Below are 16,673 nucleotides of genomic sequence, written 5' to 3'. Positions count from 1 at the left end.
ATTCACTACTGCCATCCGGCCGGTAGAGTTTTGCTATCTGGCTGTGAGTTATGCTCAGCCAGTGACCTTCGCATTTCTCGCAGCTTTATTTTCATTTTTAAGCGAGAAATCACATGACATCATCGAACTCAAACAACAACCCAGTTAACGAAAACGTCAGTTCCCCTCATGCTGAACTCAATAAAGGCATTGTTTATGCCCTTATCGGTACTGCTTTATTTTCTATCAAGCCCGTTTTTATCAAACTGGCTTATCAATATGGTGGAGATGCGGTATCGATTATGTCGTTACGGGCAATAAGTTCTGTGCCAATTTATATTGTTATGATGCTGTGGCTATTAAGAAAAACAGAGCATAGAGATAACCTGAAACGATATGGTTTAGCGGCAAGCGCTATTGGCGTCTTAGGCTACTATGTTGCGTCATATCTTGATATTGCAGCCATGGCACATATCAGTGCGCAGCTAGAGCGACTACTCATTTTTCTATTTCCAAGCTTCGTCGTTTTAATTAGTTGGACTGTCCTAAAACAAAAGCCAGCACAAGGTACATTTAAAGCTATTGCACTTGGCTATATTGGTGTCGCTTTCATTGTTTTTCATGATTTAGGAAGCATGGGAAATAATGTCTTGCTAGGTAGTGGGTTGGCCATTGCGTCCGCATTCGTTTTCGCTTGTTACTTAATCATGAGCAAAAAGTTAATTACCCAAATGGGCAGCCAATTATTTACCTGTATCGGGATGGGATCTGCGGGGATCATTATTCTAATTCAAAGCCAATGGCAAGGCGTCAATGTGATCGAGCTAGATCCAATGCTTATCCTGCTTGGGATCGCGTTAGGGATCTTTTGTACTGTGTTGCCATCGTTTTTTGTTGCAGCCGCGATGCAAAAATTAAATCCATCACAGCTAAGTTTAACCAGCAATGTTGGCCCTGCTATTACTGCAGTTTTTGCTATCACATTACTTAATGAACCTTTTACTTTTTATCATGCAATAGGCATGCTTTTCGTGGTTTATTCAGTAATAAGCATGAAGAAAAGAGGACAATGATACACAGATTCTAGCTAAAGTGCTGTGATCCTATTCTCTTTTGGCAAACGATTGCCTTTTAATTCAACAATCAAACCGATTGTTGAATTAATGACCTTTACTTAGCGCAACGATACTTTTAGAATCGGGCAAATTTTTTGGAAGGGAAACAAAATGACAACATTAACGATTACTCGTCCTGATGATTGGCACACACATTTACGTGATGGCGATGTATTAAAAGATACAGTAAGGGATATTAGCCGTTACATGGGACGCGCGATCATCATGCCTAATTTAATCCCTCCTGTTACTGATACAGAATCTGCTTTAGCTTACCGTGACCGCATTCTTGATGCTCAACCAAGCCCGACTTTCTCACCACTTATGGTTATCTACCTAACAGATAACACATCACCTGAAGAAATTAAGAAAGCCAAAGCATCGGGTCATGTATATGCCGCTAAACTCTACCCTGCTGGCGCAACGACTAACTCAGACTCTGGCGTTACTTCAATTGATAAGATTCGCCCGGCATTACAAGCGATGCAAGAAGTTGGTATGCCACTTCTTATTCATGGTGAAGTCACACATAATCATGTTGATATTTTCGACCGTGAAAAAGCATTCCTTGATACGGTACTTGGTCCTATTGTTGAAGAATTTTCATCACTCAAAATTGTACTTGAACACATCACGACAGCAGATGCTGTAAAGTTTGTTCAAAATGCAGGTGACAATGTCGCTGCAACCATTACAGCTCACCACTTAATGTTTAACCGTAACCATATGCTAGCAGGTGGTATTCGCCCACACTTCTACTGTTTGCCTATCTTAAAACGTAACACTCACCAGCAAGCATTAGTGGATGCAGCAACCAGTGGTAGTAAGAAGTTTTTCTTAGGTACTGATACCGCACCGCATGCAAAAGGCATGAAAGAAGCGGCATGTGGTTGTGCTGGCTCTTACACAGCTCACGCAGCTATCGAGCTCTATGCAGAAGTCTTTGAACAAGCTGGCGCACTAGATAAGTTAGAAGGTTTTGCTAGCTTCAATGGCCCTGATTTTTACGGCCTACCACGTAATACAGATACGATTACGCTTGTAAAAGAGTCGTGGACAGTAGCAGAAGAAATGCAATTTGGTAGCAATACGGTCGTACCTATTAAAGCGGGTGAAACCATTAGCTGGAAAGTGTACGCTTAACCACTGAAGTAAACCAAACGCTAAACAGCTTTATAAAAATAAAGGCTTCCGAATCGGAAGCCTTTTTAATTGCAGTTAATTTAATTCAGCATTAAGCAGTTTCTTTTGTCGGCACTTTCAGCTTATGGAATAAACGATATAGCACCGGAACAACGATTAAGGTTAATACGGTAGCGAAACTTAAACCAAACATAATGGTCACTGCCATTGGTTTAAAGAACACATCTGGTAATAGCGGTAACATACCTAAAACAGTGGTGATAGCAGCCATACACACAGGACGTACACGACTGACAGCCGCATCTAACACAGCTAAATATTTATCTTTACCACTGGCTATCTCAATCTCAATTTGGTCTAACAATACGATACCGTTTTTCACCAACATACCGGATAGACTTAAGAAACCAAGCAATGCCATGAAACCAAATGGCGTATTAAGTAACAACAAACCTAATGTCACACCAATAATTGCCAATGGCACGGTTGCCCAAACGATCAATGCTTCTTTTACCTTATTGAAAAGCAATACAGTAATTAAGAACATCGCCAAATAACCCATCGGCATCGTTTGGAATAACGAGGCTTGCGCGTCTGCTGATGATTCATACTCGCCTCCCCATTCCAAGGTGTACCCCTCTGGCAGTTCAATATCTGCGATTGCAGGCATAATACGTTTTTGTACTGTCGCTGCCGTTTCTTCACCAATAGGATCTGGATCCGCCATTACCGTTAACACACGTTTGCGATTTTTACGCACCACTAATGGATCTTCCCAACGTACATTGACACCAAGCACCACTTGTTGAAGTGGAATATAACCTTGAATGGCAGGGCTCCAGATCTTCATGCCTTCTATGGTGCTAATGTCGACTCGCTCATCTTCAGGCAAACGTGCCACGATTGGCATTAAGTTTGTTCCCTCACGATAGAGACCAATGTTGATCCCTGAAAATGCCATTTGCAGTAACTCATCCACATCTTTTTTAGTAATGCCATAGCGTCTTGCTTGGCTTTCATTAAATATCGGCTCAATTACTTTGGTGCGCTCTCGCCAGTCATGACGAATATTGAATGCGCCAGGATCTGCATTCATCACATCCACCACTTGCGACGCAATACCACGTAGTATGGTTGGATCTGATCCAACAATTCTCGCTTCAATTTTAGCGCCGGATGAAGGGCCTAACATGACTAGTTTGGCTTTGTATTCAATTTCGGGAAATTGTTTATCTAATTGTTCACGGAAATTTTTCATCACCGGAACAACACTATCAAATGAGTCAACACGCACAATTAACTCACCATAAGCGGCGTAACTTTTCTCTGGTGCGTATGTCAACATAAAACGTTGCGAACCTTTACCCGCACTTGAACTAACGTATTCCACGCCCTTTTCCGCTGCAACCACTTTCTCAAGCTGTTTTAGCGTATTATTGGTTGCACGAATATCGGTCCCTTCAGGAAGCCATACATCCACCATGAACATTGGCGTTGTAGATGCCGGAAAGAACGATTGTTTCAATAATGTAAAGCCATATAAGCTAACACCTAACATCAAGATCAAAGTGATCACTGTTAGCCATGCACGACGCATACAAAACTCTAATGACTTACGGTATACGGTGAAGAAAATACCGCCATACGGATCTTTTTGATCGCTATCTTGATCCACCTTGACGTTTTTAAAGAAAAGATCGGCAAAGAATGGCGTTAACGATATCGCTGTAAACCAACTCAGCATCAGTGATATCAGAAGCACCGTAAATAGTGTTCGACAATATTCACCCGTTGAATCTTGCGATAAACCAATTGGCGCAAATGCCATTACTGCAATGACTGTTGCCCCTAGCAGTGGCCACTTGGTTTGAGTCACAATGTCAGAAGCCGCTTGCATTCGCGTTCGCCCCTTCTGCATGCCTATCAATATTCCTTCGACCACCACAATGGCATTATCCACCAGCATACCCAGAGCAATAACGAGGGCACCTAACGAGATACGTTGTAAGTCGATCGCTAACCACTTCATAAACACAAAGGTGCCTAAAACAGTCAGGAGCAAAATTAAACCAATCAGTAAACCTGAACGAAGTCCCATAAAGAACAGCAGCACCACAATAACAATGGCTACTGCCTGACCTAAGCTAACAACGAAACCACTTACGGACTTATCTACTTCAATCGGCTGGCTATATACTGCATCAATATCGATACCCACTGGCTGTTGCTCTTTCAGTTCAGCCAGTCTTTGCATAACCCGTTGGCCTACTTCAACAACATTAACGCCAGCGACAAAAGAAATACCAACGTTCAGCGCTTCTTTGCCGTTAAAGCTAACTAAGTTATCTGGAATTTCCTTAAAACCTTTTTTGATCTCAGCGACATCTCGAAGGTAAATCAGCCCATTAGCGCCTTTATCGGTAATGATTAAATCGCCCAGTTCATCAACATTTTTGAATTCACCAGTAGGATGAACGCGAACATATTCATCGCCAATACGAACTGCGCCCGCACTGGTGACTAAATTTTGTGTCGCTAAAATGTTGTAAATTGTATCTAAAGAAATGCCGAGGCTACTGAGTCGCTGCATTGAGATTTCAATGAATACTTGCTCTTGCTGATTGCCAGTAACACCCACTTTTCCCACGCCATCAACAAGTTCAATTTCTCGGCGTAAGTAATCAACATAATCACTGAGTTCTTTATAGCTATAACCTTCACCCGTTATTGCTAACAAAATGCCGTAAACATCACCGAAATCATCAATAACTTTAGGCTTTGCGACTCCTGGAGGTAAGTTAGAGGATATATCATTAACCTTGCGGCGTAATTCATCCCAAATTTGTGGTAAATCGTCAGGGCCATAATTGTTTTTCATGGTCACTGTGATTTGTGACAACCCTCGACTAGAGATAGAATTTACTTCATCAACATAAGTTAACTGCTGAATCGCTTTTTCTATAGGATAGGTCACTTCTTCTTCAACTTGCTGTGGTGTCGCCCCAGGGTAGGAGGTAACAACCATAGCGTCTTTAATGGTAAATGCCGGATCTTCTAATTGGCCTAAACCAAAGAAAGAAAAGGTGCCACCGACAAGAAATATTAGCGTCAGCATCCAGCTGATCACTTTATTCTTAATAAAATAAGTCGCGATATCTTGCTTCATTATTGTTGTCCCTCCTTAGCCAATACCACCACTTTTTGTCCCTCTCGTAAGCGGTTAACGCCTGTAACAACAACTTGTTCCCCTTGTTTAACACCCGTTTTTAATCGTACCCCTTCAGGCACAACTTTATCTGTTACCACAAGGCGTTTCGACACCGTATTGTCAGGTGTCAGAATCCAAACATATTTCTGATTTGAGGCAATATCATCACCGTCTAAATTAAATAAAGCTTCAAGAGGTACGATTTGCTGCCCAACTTGATAAACTTGTAACTTTTGAGCATCGGCTTCAACTTCAACTGGCATGCCTTCCAAAATGAACTGACCTTTGGGCATCGGCATCGTTAAGGTCACGAGAAATGAACCCGATTCAGGATCAGGTTCAGTGGTAAATTCTTTTAATGTCACCACATATTTTTCATTATTGGGTAAAATGACTTTCGAGGAAGAACCCTGTGCTTTATTAACATCCAAGATACTTTGCTTGGAATAAATCATATCAGGCGCTTGGATCTCGATATCAACAGAATCAGTGCTATGAATATTCATAATCTGCTGACCTACTTTGATATTTTCAAATTGCTCAACGGGAATAGTTGAAATCACACCACTAAATGGGGCTTTTAGCGCAGTAAAACTTAATTTTAATTTGGCTAAATCAAGATTTGCTTTCGCAATACTTCGCTTCGCTTTTAATTCATCAAATTGAGACTGAGGTAAATAGCCATTTTTTAATAATGTTGCGGAACGGCGGTATTGGCTATCAATAACATTGTATTTAGCTTGAGCATCATCCACCTCTAATGTGTAATCACGTGGATCCAATCGCGCTAATACCTGCCCTTTTTTAACGGTGTCTCCTGAACGCACTAATATTTGCGTGATTTCTCCTGCAATACGGAATGATAAAATAGATTTATCAGCTGCTGATGCCACGGCTGGAAACGTTAATTTCGGTGATTGTTTGCCTGACTGTACCTGCTGTACCTTGACTCGCGGTTGCGCTTCGCGCGGCTCAACACTTGGTTTCTCACAACCTTGGAGTAACCATGTTGCACTGATAGCCAATGTCAATAAACGATAACGTTTGATCATAATCCACGCTCCTTGATCCATGAGCGGACCTTCTGACCTGATTGCAATTCAGATACGCCTGATGTCGCTATAACATCACCATCTTCTAAACCTGATATCACACGATTATTGTTATCTAATATGACTTCAGTTCTTACAACTTGCTGATTATCATCAACACGCCATACATAATCTTTATTGTCTTTAGTAATGATCGCACGCAGAGGTATTGCGCCTGCATTTCCTTGTGGCAGAACAATTGTCACGCTACCAGACATTCCCGGCATGATATTACTGCCTTCCGGACGTGCCATTGAGAGTGTCACTTTATAACTGGATGTTTTGCTATCTGGCTCTGTATCAATTTCTTTAAATTGTGCGGGAAAGGTTTGATTAGTTAAGGTATCGAAAGCAACAGTAGGATTAATATTTTCGGCATGACCTTGAAAGCGCGCTAAAAGATAATCAGGAAGCTGAAATGTCATATTGATCAATTTAGCACTTTGAATATGCATTACAGGCTGTTTAGCACTGATATATTCATAGTTTTCAACCATGGATAAAGAAAGGTGCCCGTCATAAGGTGCGATAAGCTTGGCATAACTTAAATTCGATATTGCTTTATCTAATGAAGCTTTTGCCTGTTTTAAGTTAGCTTTAGAGGTATCGTAATCTAACTCTGATACTACATTTTTTTTCCGTAATTCTTTATCGCGCTTAAATTGCACATTCGCTAAATCATATTGCGCTTGTGCCTGCTTCACTAGCAGTGAAAATTCATCGCTATTTAATGTTGCAAGTATCTGTCCTTTCGTCACAAATTGACCGGGGTGAACATCTACGCTAGCAAGTTGACCTGAAACGCGAAAAGCTAAAACGGCTTTATCTCCCGCCTCAACAATCGCAGGAAACGCCCGTTGTGATTCATTATTACCTACTGAAACTGATTGTAATTTAACCGGTCGAGACTCAGGCTCAGCAATCGCTGATTTATCATCCTTGCAGCCAATTAATGCTAAGCATGTAAACAATGCCGCAAAAAAGCGATATCTCATACTACTCTCCATGATGTTTCATACTAAATCTTACTATTGTTAAAAAAATGTATGAAAAAATATATATCTATGAATAGTAGAGGCTTTTAAGTTAACAATCTTGTTTCATATATGAAAATAGAGTCAATATCACAATCCTTTTAAGAGAAAAGAGACAATAAAAAAAGGAGCACAAGGCTCCTTTTCTTAGATATGCTTATATAGCTTACTTTTCCATTTCAGCGATATTTACACGCCATGTATCAGGGCCTGTTTGATGAGCATTAGTACCATTAGAATCAACAGCTACTGTTACTGGCATATCTTCGACTTCAAACTCATAAATCGCTTCCATACCAAGATCTTCAAACGCCACTACACGTGATTTTTTAATAGCTTTGGCAACTAAATAAGCAGCGCCACCCACAGCCATTAAGTAAACAGCTTTATGCTGCTTGATTGACTCGATCGCCGCGGGACCACGCTCAGCCTTACCAATCATTCCGGTTAGACCCGTTTCACCTAACATCATGTCGGTAAATTTATCCATACGCGTTGAGGTTGTAGGACCCGCAGGACCCACGACTTCATCACCCACTGCATCAACAGGACCAACGTAGTAAATAAAACGATTATTGAAATCAACGCCTTCAGGTAAACCTTCACCTTTGGCTAACATTTCTTGAATACGTTTATGCGCAGCATCACGACCAGTTAAAATCTTACCAGACAGTAAAACAGTCTCACCTGATTTCCACTCTTGAACATCTGCTTTCGTAACCGTATCTAAATTTACGCGACGAACGCTATCACCCACTTCCCATGTCACTTCAGGCCAATCTTCTAACTTAGGCGGTGTTAATTCTGCAGGGCCAGTACCATCTAAAGTAAAGTGCACGTGACGTGTTGCGGCACAGTTAGGGATCATACAAACAGGCTTCGATGCCGCATGTGTTGGTGCGGATTTAATTTTTATATCAAGAACTGTTGTTAAACCACCTAAACCTTGCGCACCAATACCAAGCTTGTTGACACGATCGAAGATATCTAAGCGTAATGCTTCTTCTGTTGTTTGTGCTCCGCGCTCTTTCAATTCATGAATATCAATCGATTCCATCAATGATTCTTTCGCAAGCACAGCTGCTTTTTCTGCGGTTCCGCCGATACCAATACCCAACATACCAGGAGGACACCAGCCAGCTCCCATCAGCGGTACTGTTTTTTCAACCCACTCAGCAATATCATCAGATGGGTTCAACATCACCATTTTAGTTTTATTTTCAGAGCCGCCACCTTTAGCTGCTAACTGAATTTCAACCTTATCACCTGGTACCATATCGATATGAACAACAGCAGGCGCATTATCTTTCGTATTAATACGACGACCTGCAGGATCCGCAACAACCGATGCACGTAACGGGTTATCTTGGTTGGTATACCCTTGACGCACACCTTCATCAATCATTTGTTGTACAGTAAGATCGCTATCCCACTGTACGTTCATACCAATCTTCACGAAACAGGTAACAATCCCTGTGTCTTGACAGATTGGACGATGCCCTTCGGCAGACATACGAGAGTTTATTAAAATTTGTGCGATCGCATCTTTTGCGGCTTGGCTTTGCTCTTTGTTATAGGCTTTTTCTAAAGCTTGCACAAAATCCAGTGGGTGGTAGTAAGAAATATATTGTAATGCATCTGCCACACTACTAATTACGTCTTCTTTGCGGATGACAGTCATAGTTGCCCTCGTTGAGTTATATCATTCCATAGCGCCCGAAATTTACTTTCAATTTTGTAGGGACGATGTTCACATTAAGTACATGCACATCTTTGGGCGTCGTTATCTGAATATGATACTCTTGCACTTATTATTGCGCTACGCGCCAATCAAACTCTTGTCACAAAAAAGAAAATGATTTGTAAATCACACCCAAAATTAAGCATTACGTCGCTCGCCTACTCAAAAGATGCGGCATTGACATGGTTTGCACCACTCTCTGGTTTGCCATGGGCAATGCTATTACGCTCGGCAGCAGAAAATCATCCAGATAACCGTTTTGACATTATCGTTGCTGATCCTTTAGCCACTATTGAATCAGAAAATGGGATTAGCAAGGTCTGCTATGCAAATGGTGCAGAAGAAACGTACACCGATGATCCATTTGCATTAGTACAAACATTACAAGCGCAGTTATTACCTGCAGTTAGCCCAATGATGACACTGCCATTTATTGGTGGAGCATTAGGCTACTTTAGTTACGATTTAGGTCGTCAGGTTGAAAATATCTCAACAATTGCTGAACATGACATTCCGCTACCTGATTTAGCATTAGGGATCTATGACTGGGCTTTAATTGTGGATCATCAAGAACAAACGGTAACGCTAGTAGAGCCAAAAGAGACTAAGCGTCAAACATGGCTTGAACAGCAGCTTACGACATTCTCACAACAACAACCCGCAACAGATTTAAACCTTGTTGATAGCTTTTCTTTAACATCTGATTGGTCATCCAATATGACTAAAGAGGATTACTGTAACAAATTTAACAAAATCCAAGATTATCTATTGTCTGGCGATTGTTATCAAATCAACTTGGCGCAACGTTTTTCTGCCAATTATACCGGCGATGAATGGCAAGCATATCTAACTCTTGAAACAGAAAACGGAGCGCCATTCTCTGGTTTTATTCGTTTAAAACAAGGTGCGATTTTATCGGTATCTCCAGAGCGTTTTTTACAACTTCGTGATGGACTGATTGAAACTAAACCGATTAAAGGGACTCGACCACGTAGCAAAAATACCGCTCAAGACAATGCCAATGCTTTCGCTCTTCAAAATGCTGAAAAAGATCGTGCAGAAAACTTAATGATTGTCGATTTACTGCGTAACGATATTGGTCGCGTTGCCACACCCGGTACCGTACGAGTACCGCATCTTTTTAAAATAGAAAGTTTTCCTGCCGTACATCACTTAGTGAGTACCGTCTCAGGCGAATTACCAGCAGATCACAATGCGACAGATCTATTAAAAGCATGTTTCCCCGGTGGTTCAATAACAGGTGCTCCGAAAGTACGAGCCATGGAAATTATTGAAGAGTTAGAACCGCACCGCCGCAGTATTTATTGTGGCAGCATCGGTTATATCAGCCGTTGTGGCACAATGGATACCAGTATTACGATTCGTACATTGGTGGCTAATGAACAAAAAATTCATGCGTGGGCTGGAGGCGGGATTGTTGCTGATAGTGATCCAGATAGCGAATATCAAGAAACACTCGACAAATTGAGTAAGATTCTGCCAACCTTACAATAGGTACAGATAAATACATCATAATGATATTTAAAATAAAAAGTATTTAAGATGAAAGCACTTTCATTTGACTAACGAGGTTTTATGGTTGGACAGCAGCAAATTTTAAGTCGATTTCTTCTTGCACCAAGTCTTCAATATGATCAAAACCATCAAGATCGAATTCGACAGCACTGGGAAGACGCATCCCTATTTAAACAAGCTGCTGTTTTGATCCCTCTCGTTTATCGCGAAAATGGCTTTAATGTCGTATTAACGCGAAGGGCAAAACACCTTAAACACCACCCAGGACAAATTGCTTTCCCTGGTGGACGATTTGAACCGACAGATGAGGATTTAATCGCAACCGCTATTCGTGAAACATTTGAAGAAACGAATATTACTTGTTCTCGCAATGATGTACACGGTTGTCTTTCTACCTTACCGACCATGAGCGGGTATATGGTCACGCCTTTTATCGCCACAATAGATCCAGATTACATCCCTATCGCAGATCCCGATGAAGTCGATTGCATTTTTGAAGCGCCTCTGAACCATTTGCTTAACCCAAACAATATTCGCCAATATAAATTCCTACTTAATGGCAATAATCACAATGTATATAACATCCCGTTTAAGAATTATTCTATATGGGGAGCAACCGCTCAAATGATAAAACTACTTTCAGATCAAATTTGGCATGATGATTTATAGGCTATTAGCTGTTTTTTTAGCTTCTACCAAATTTAAAACTGTGAGCTAAGTCTTCTTTATTTGTACAACAAATAAAGACAGCTTACATAACGCGATCTTTATCATTGTAATCCCGCCATAAATAACGAGAATGCACGTGTTCCTAAAACAACGTTCCGTTCCGTTCCTTTTTTTTGGATGACAAAAAATGCAAAACACATCGACCGCAGTACAAACTGATGTAGCAAAATCACGTTGGACATACAAAGATTTCACATGGGCATTGTCTCTATTCGGCACAGCTGTAGGTGCAGGTGTTCTATTCCTTCCAATTAAAGCAGGTGCGGGCGGTTTCTGGCCGTTAGTTATTTTAGCACTGATTGCAGCACCAATGACTTGGCTTGCACACAAAGGCTTAGCACGTTTTGTTCTTTCAGCTAAAAACCCAAATGCTGACATTACTGATACCGTTGAAGAACACTACGGTAAAACAGGTGCCAACCTTATTACATTCGCTTATTTCTTTGCTATCTACCCTATCGTTCTTATCTATGGTGTAGGTATTACCAACACTGTTGACTCATTCATGGTTAACCAACTAGGTATGGATTCTGTTCCTCGTTGGCTTCTATCAGGCGTCCTTATCTCGCTAATGACTGCTGGCGTTGTATTTGGTAAAGAACTAATGCTTAAGGCAACATCAGCAATGGTTTACCCTCTGGTTATCATTCTGCTTGCTCTGTCTATTTACCTAATTCCTGATTGGAACATGTCAATGGTGTCTGTGGCACCTGATTGGTCATCAATGCCTACTGTTATTTGGCTAGCAATTCCAATCATCGTGTTCTCTTTCAACCACAGCCCAATTATCAGCCAGTTTGCAAAAGAACAACGTCATGTATACGGTGACGATGCAGTAAAGAAAACTGACATGATCACTGGCGGCGCAGCAATGATGCTAATGGGCTTTGTCATGTTCTTTGTATTCTCTGTTGTACTGTCTATGACACCAGAGCAGTTGAACATGGCAAAAGAACAAAATATCTCTGTTCTTTCTTACCTAGCAAACATTAAAGATTCACCAGCAATTTCTTACTTAGGTCCACTGGTTGCATTTGCTGCTATTACTTCAAGCTACTTCGGTCACTTCCTAGGTGCACATGAAGGTCTTGTTGGCCTAACGAAATCTCGTAGCAAAATGCCGGTTGGTAAAATTGAAAAACTATCTCTAGCATTTATTGTTGTGACAACATGGATTGTAGCAATCATCAACCCAAGCATCCTTGGTATGATTGAAACAATGGGCGCACCAATGATTGCAGCAATTCTGTTCCTAATGCCAGTTGTTGCGATGCAGAAAGTACCAGCAATGGCGAAATACAAAACCTCTGTTGCTGCACGTATTTTCACTGCTCTGTGTGGTGTGGCTGCGATTACTTCAGTAATTTACGGCGCTTTTTAATAGCACTTGAACCAGGCGCGATACAAACACAAAAATACTTCTTTTTTGAAGCATAAAGTGCAAGAAAAGGTATAGCGTTCTGGTACAATAAACGCAATCTATACGATAATTAAGAGCAGGATGCTAAGCGCCCTGCTCTTGTTTTTTAAGTACGCTCGCCAAGGAAGGGGCGAGTCATAAAACGCATACAGTCTTGGCCGGAGGCAAGAATCGCTTCCCCCGACTGAGGTAATAAACATGATCAGTGTTTTTGATATTTACAAAATCGGTGTGGGCCCTTCCAGCTCACATACTGTTGGCCCAATGAAAGCAGGTAAAGAGTTCATCGATGATTTACGTGCCATGGGTAAATTACGTGACATAACTAAAATTACCGTTGACGTATACGGCTCTCTTTCTCTTACAGGTAAAGGACACCATACTGATATTGCAATCATTATGGGTCTTGCTGGTAACAGCCCTGAACATGTTGATATCGATAGTATTCCAAGCTTTATTGCCCGTGTTGAAGAAACCGAACGTCTACCTGTTGGTATGCATTGCCACACAGTAGATTTCCCACGTGATGGTGGTATGAATTTCCATACGACTAACCTTTCACTGCACGAAAACGGCATGTCTATTCATGCTTGGATTGGTGATGAGAACGTTTTCTCTAAGACTTACTACTCTATCGGTGGTGGTTTTATTGTTGATGAAGAAAACTTTGGTAAAACGCAAGAATCAAGTGTTGTTATCCCTTACCCTTTCAACTATGCCTCTGAACTTGTTGAACAATGTAAAGAGCACGGTTTATCAATCAGCTCTTTAGTTATGGCTAACGAACGTGCAATGAACGCTGAAGATGAGATTAGTAATTACTTTGCTAACATCTGGAAAACAATGCGTGATTGTATGGAACGTGGTATGAACGAAGAAGGTATCCTACCGGGTCCTCTACGTGTTCCTCGTCGTGCAGCAGCACTTCGTCAACAGCTAATAACATCTGAAAAGCTAAGCAACGATCCAATGACGGTTGTTGACTGGGTTAACATGTTTGCTTTTGCTGTAAACGAAGAAAATGCAGCAGGTGGTCGTGTTGTAACCGCACCGACAAACGGCGCATGTGGCATTATTCCAGCAGTACTTGCTTACTACGATAAGTTTGTTCAGTCAGTTGGCCCTAAAGAATACACCCGCTACTTTGCAGCTTCTGGTGCTGTTGGTGGTCTTTACAAGCGTAATGCTTCTATCTCTGGCGCTGAAGTAGGCTGTCAGGGCGAAGTTGGCGTGGCATGTTCTATGGCTGCTGCTGGTCTTGCAGAACTTATGGGGGGTAGCCCTGAACAAGTATGTATGGCTGCAGAAATTGCAATGGAACATAACCTTGGTCTAACGTGTGATCCTGTTGCTGGCCAAGTTCAGGTTCCATGTATCGAGCGTAACGGCATTGCAGCAGTTAAAGCAATTAATGCTACACGTATGGCACTTCGCCGCTCATCTGATCCCCGTGTTTCACTTGATAAAGTCATTGAGACAATGCTTGAAACAGGTAAAGACATGAATGCTAAATACCGTGAGACATCTCAAGGTGGTCTAGCGATTAAGGTTATTTGCTAATCTTTAAGCGTAAACTTGTTAGAAAAGCTGCTTTCAAAGCAGCTTTTTTTATGCCTTTCATCTATAACAGTAGCGTGATAAATAGCATAATATCCCGTATATAGAGCATAAGACCTAAATTACTTAGATCCACATATCAAGATGTATCCATTTTATATAGATAAACATACTCAATATGATCAATAACAAAAGTTGAGTAGATTTCATCTATTCAACCGTTTCTTTTAGTCCTATACTCACACGCATGTACCTTGGTATCAGCATATTCCAACATAGAATACCGGTACATATAGGACGGCCGCCTAATTATGGTGTGTAATGAAGGATTTATTTCCACTTTTAGAGAAGCAGTACTGGTATGAAATATAAGCGTATCCTCTCTCAGAGCCACGTAGTTCTAAAAGAGTTTTATGTCGACCACCACTTAATTGTAAAATTATCAAATGTTCAAGGTGATGTTCACATCAACGGTCATGCTATTGAATTAAAAAATAATAGTACTTTTGTCGTTCCTAAGTTCAGTCATATCTCTTGTTCTATTAATCAACTTAATAGCCAAGAAAATATTGAATTACAATTGTTGATGATCGATGAAGAATCTATCACTGAAGCATTCAAATATATCAGTGCGTTAAAACAACCCACTTTCCCAACGGCAAGTTGTTCTCCTGTCTACACGATTCCAACCCCTGCAATTGTGGATCAAAACTTCGTTCTATTTAATAAATTACTGCCTTCGATATGTGGCTCTTCCATGGAAAAAACGCTGCTAAGCCAGTGTTTAGTCTTTATTTTAATGGCATTAAATGAAGCAGGTATTGATGTATTCAACGTTTACCGCTTCAACTATGATGAGCCTAAAGAGCGAACTATTGCGCGTTTGATTACCCAAGATCCTCAACGCAAATGGAGTGTCGACGATATGGCGAAAGCGCTCTTTACAACGCAATCTACACTGCGTCGACATTTGGCAAAAGAAGGGGTTTCATTTAGCCAATTATTACTTGATGTTAGAATGGGTTTAGCCTTGAACTACCTTACTTTTTCAAATTATTCTATTTCACAAATAGGTAATCGATCTGGTTTTGGTAGTGCTGCATATTTTTGCGATGCATTTAAACGTAAATATGGCATTACGCCTTCTCAGTTTAGAACAACATCACGTCAAGAAAATGATGTTAGCCCTGAAGGCCACTTTACCTTTAAACCTAACATTCAAATTACTGAATCTTGCATCTAACTATTATTTTTCTCCCATGTGATAACGTTATTTTCATAGATTTCAGATATAAAAAAACCTCGTTAATTAACGAGGTTTTTTTGTCTCAATACTTCGCAAAATTAAGCAGCAGCTTTTAGGCTTACTTGCTCAGTCTTCAGCTCACCAACAGGTAAGATTGTACGACCGTATTCAGCATTTAATACCTGAGCCATTGCAAAGTAAATTGCACTTAGACCACAGAAAATACCTTCTATACCCGCGATGAAACCAATTGTCGTATTCCCCGTAAAATCACGAGCCGCTAATAAGAAGAATAAAATAGTTAGAGAACCAAATACTACTTGTTTAGCACGAGGGTAACGTAAAGAACCGATAAACATAAATGCAGTAAATAGGCCCCAAAGTGTTAGGTACCAAGCCATGAACGGTGCAGGGCTTGCTGCAAACCCCATCTTCGGTAATGCAATAAGACCGACTAGCGTTAACCAAAATAAGCCATAAGAAGTAAACGCTGTTGTTCCAAACGTATCACCACGCTTAAAGCACATCATGCCTACAAGAATTTGACCTAGACCACCATAGAAAATACCCATAGCTAGGATCATTGAATCCAATGGAAAAAACCCAGCATTATGAATGTTTAAAAGAACGGTAGTCATACCAAAACCCATTAAGCCTAAAGGCGCTGGGTTCGCTAATTTCGTAGACATGTATTTCCCCTGCAGGAGTAATTCAACAAAAGTGATAAATTTTAAAATATAGATGCATGCTAAATGCGCCGCGAATTCTAATTGATGGTGCGATCCAGATCAATGGTTAACCACGGAAAAAGGCAATAAAGTGAGAAAAAGTGCGAAAACATTCTATTTTGTAAAGAATTTTAATAATAACATCT

General features: G+C 40.8%; 12 protein-coding genes. 7 read left to right on the top strand and 5 right to left on the bottom strand.

What is annotated here, in order from left to right; translation table 11 throughout:
* The first annotated feature begins 113 nt into the window (after nt 1–113).
* Together C9J42_RS02300 and pyrC are read left to right on the top strand one after the other, a co-directional pair.
* A complete protein-coding gene (locus C9J42_RS02300; protein ID WP_199187001.1) occupies nt 114–1,052 on the top strand; it encodes a DMT family transporter in 939 nt (312 codons plus the stop codon).
* 153 nt (nt 1,053–1,205) lie between these two features.
* On the top strand, nt 1,206–2,237 hold the full coding sequence (gene pyrC, locus C9J42_RS02295) for a dihydroorotase (protein ID WP_107287011.1): 1,032 nt from the start codon (nt 1,206–1,208) through the stop codon (nt 2,235–2,237).
* Nucleotides 2,238–2,328: 91 nt separating this feature from the next.
* Here the strand turns inward: pyrC and C9J42_RS02290 are convergent, their stop codons facing one another.
* The 4 genes from C9J42_RS02290 to C9J42_RS02275 form a co-directional block, all read right to left on the bottom strand.
* Complete coding sequence (locus tag C9J42_RS02290) at nt 2,329–5,403, bottom strand: efflux RND transporter permease subunit (RefSeq protein WP_107301612.1); 3,075 nt, start codon at nt 5,401–5,403, stop codon at nt 2,329–2,331.
* Nucleotides 5,403–6,497, bottom strand: a complete 1,095-nt coding sequence (locus C9J42_RS02285) for an efflux RND transporter periplasmic adaptor subunit (protein ID WP_107261693.1) — start codon at nt 6,495–6,497, stop codon at nt 5,403–5,405. The genes C9J42_RS02290 and C9J42_RS02285 overlap by 1 nt, the downstream gene beginning before the upstream one ends.
* Nucleotides 6,494–7,531 carry an efflux RND transporter periplasmic adaptor subunit gene (locus C9J42_RS02280; protein ID WP_107261695.1) on the bottom strand — a complete coding sequence of 346 codons (1,038 nt, stop codon included), beginning with the start codon at nt 7,529–7,531 and terminating at the stop codon, nt 6,494–6,496. The genes C9J42_RS02285 and C9J42_RS02280 overlap by 4 nt, the downstream gene beginning before the upstream one ends.
* Before the next feature lie 205 nt (nt 7,532–7,736).
* On the bottom strand, nt 7,737–9,251 hold the full coding sequence (locus C9J42_RS02275) for a fumarate hydratase (protein ID WP_045083029.1): 1,515 nt from the start codon (nt 9,249–9,251) through the stop codon (nt 7,737–7,739).
* A 174-nt stretch (nt 9,252–9,425) separates the two neighbouring features.
* On the opposite strand from C9J42_RS02275, the gene pabB reads away from it, so the two are divergent.
* The 5 genes from pabB (at nt 9,426) to C9J42_RS02250 (ending at nt 15,796) form a co-directional block, all read left to right on the top strand.
* A complete protein-coding gene (gene pabB, locus C9J42_RS02270) occupies nt 9,426–10,826 on the top strand; it encodes an aminodeoxychorismate synthase component I (protein ID WP_199189312.1) in 1,401 nt (466 codons plus the stop codon).
* An 81-nt stretch (nt 10,827–10,907) separates the two neighbouring features.
* Nucleotides 10,908–11,516, top strand: coding sequence for a CoA pyrophosphatase (locus C9J42_RS02265; protein ID WP_107287015.1), 609 nt, complete (start codon nt 10,908–10,910; stop codon nt 11,514–11,516).
* Between the two features lie 187 nt (nt 11,517–11,703).
* The gene (locus C9J42_RS02260; protein ID WP_107205727.1) at nt 11,704–12,957 is read left to right on the top strand and encodes an amino acid permease; all 1,254 of its coding nucleotides are present in this window, start codon (nt 11,704–11,706) and stop codon (nt 12,955–12,957) included.
* A 237-nt stretch (nt 12,958–13,194) separates the two neighbouring features.
* Nucleotides 13,195–14,556: an L-serine ammonia-lyase gene (locus C9J42_RS02255; RefSeq protein ID WP_107205726.1), complete on the top strand. Its 1,362-nt coding sequence runs from the start codon at nt 13,195–13,197 to the stop codon at nt 14,554–14,556.
* Nucleotides 14,557–14,914: 358 nt separating this feature from the next.
* Nucleotides 14,915–15,796 (top strand): AraC family transcriptional regulator, encoded by an 882-nt coding sequence (locus C9J42_RS02250; protein ID WP_107205725.1) that lies wholly within the window; start codon nt 14,915–14,917, stop codon nt 15,794–15,796.
* A 101-nt stretch (nt 15,797–15,897) separates the two neighbouring features.
* On the opposite strand, the gene C9J42_RS02245 is transcribed toward C9J42_RS02250, so the two are convergent.
* Entirely contained in the window at nt 15,898–16,488 is a 591-nt protein-coding gene (locus tag C9J42_RS02245; RefSeq protein WP_107205724.1) for a GPR1/FUN34/YaaH family transporter, read from the bottom strand.
* Nucleotides 16,489–16,673: the final 185 nt, after the last annotated feature.

The sequence above is a fragment of the Photobacterium sp. GB-56 genome, from assembly GCF_003026105.1.
Classification (GTDB): Bacteria; Pseudomonadota; Gammaproteobacteria; order Enterobacterales; family Vibrionaceae; genus Photobacterium.
The sequence above is the reverse complement of the archived record's forward strand: the minus strand, read 5'-3'. Positions and strand labels throughout refer to the sequence as shown.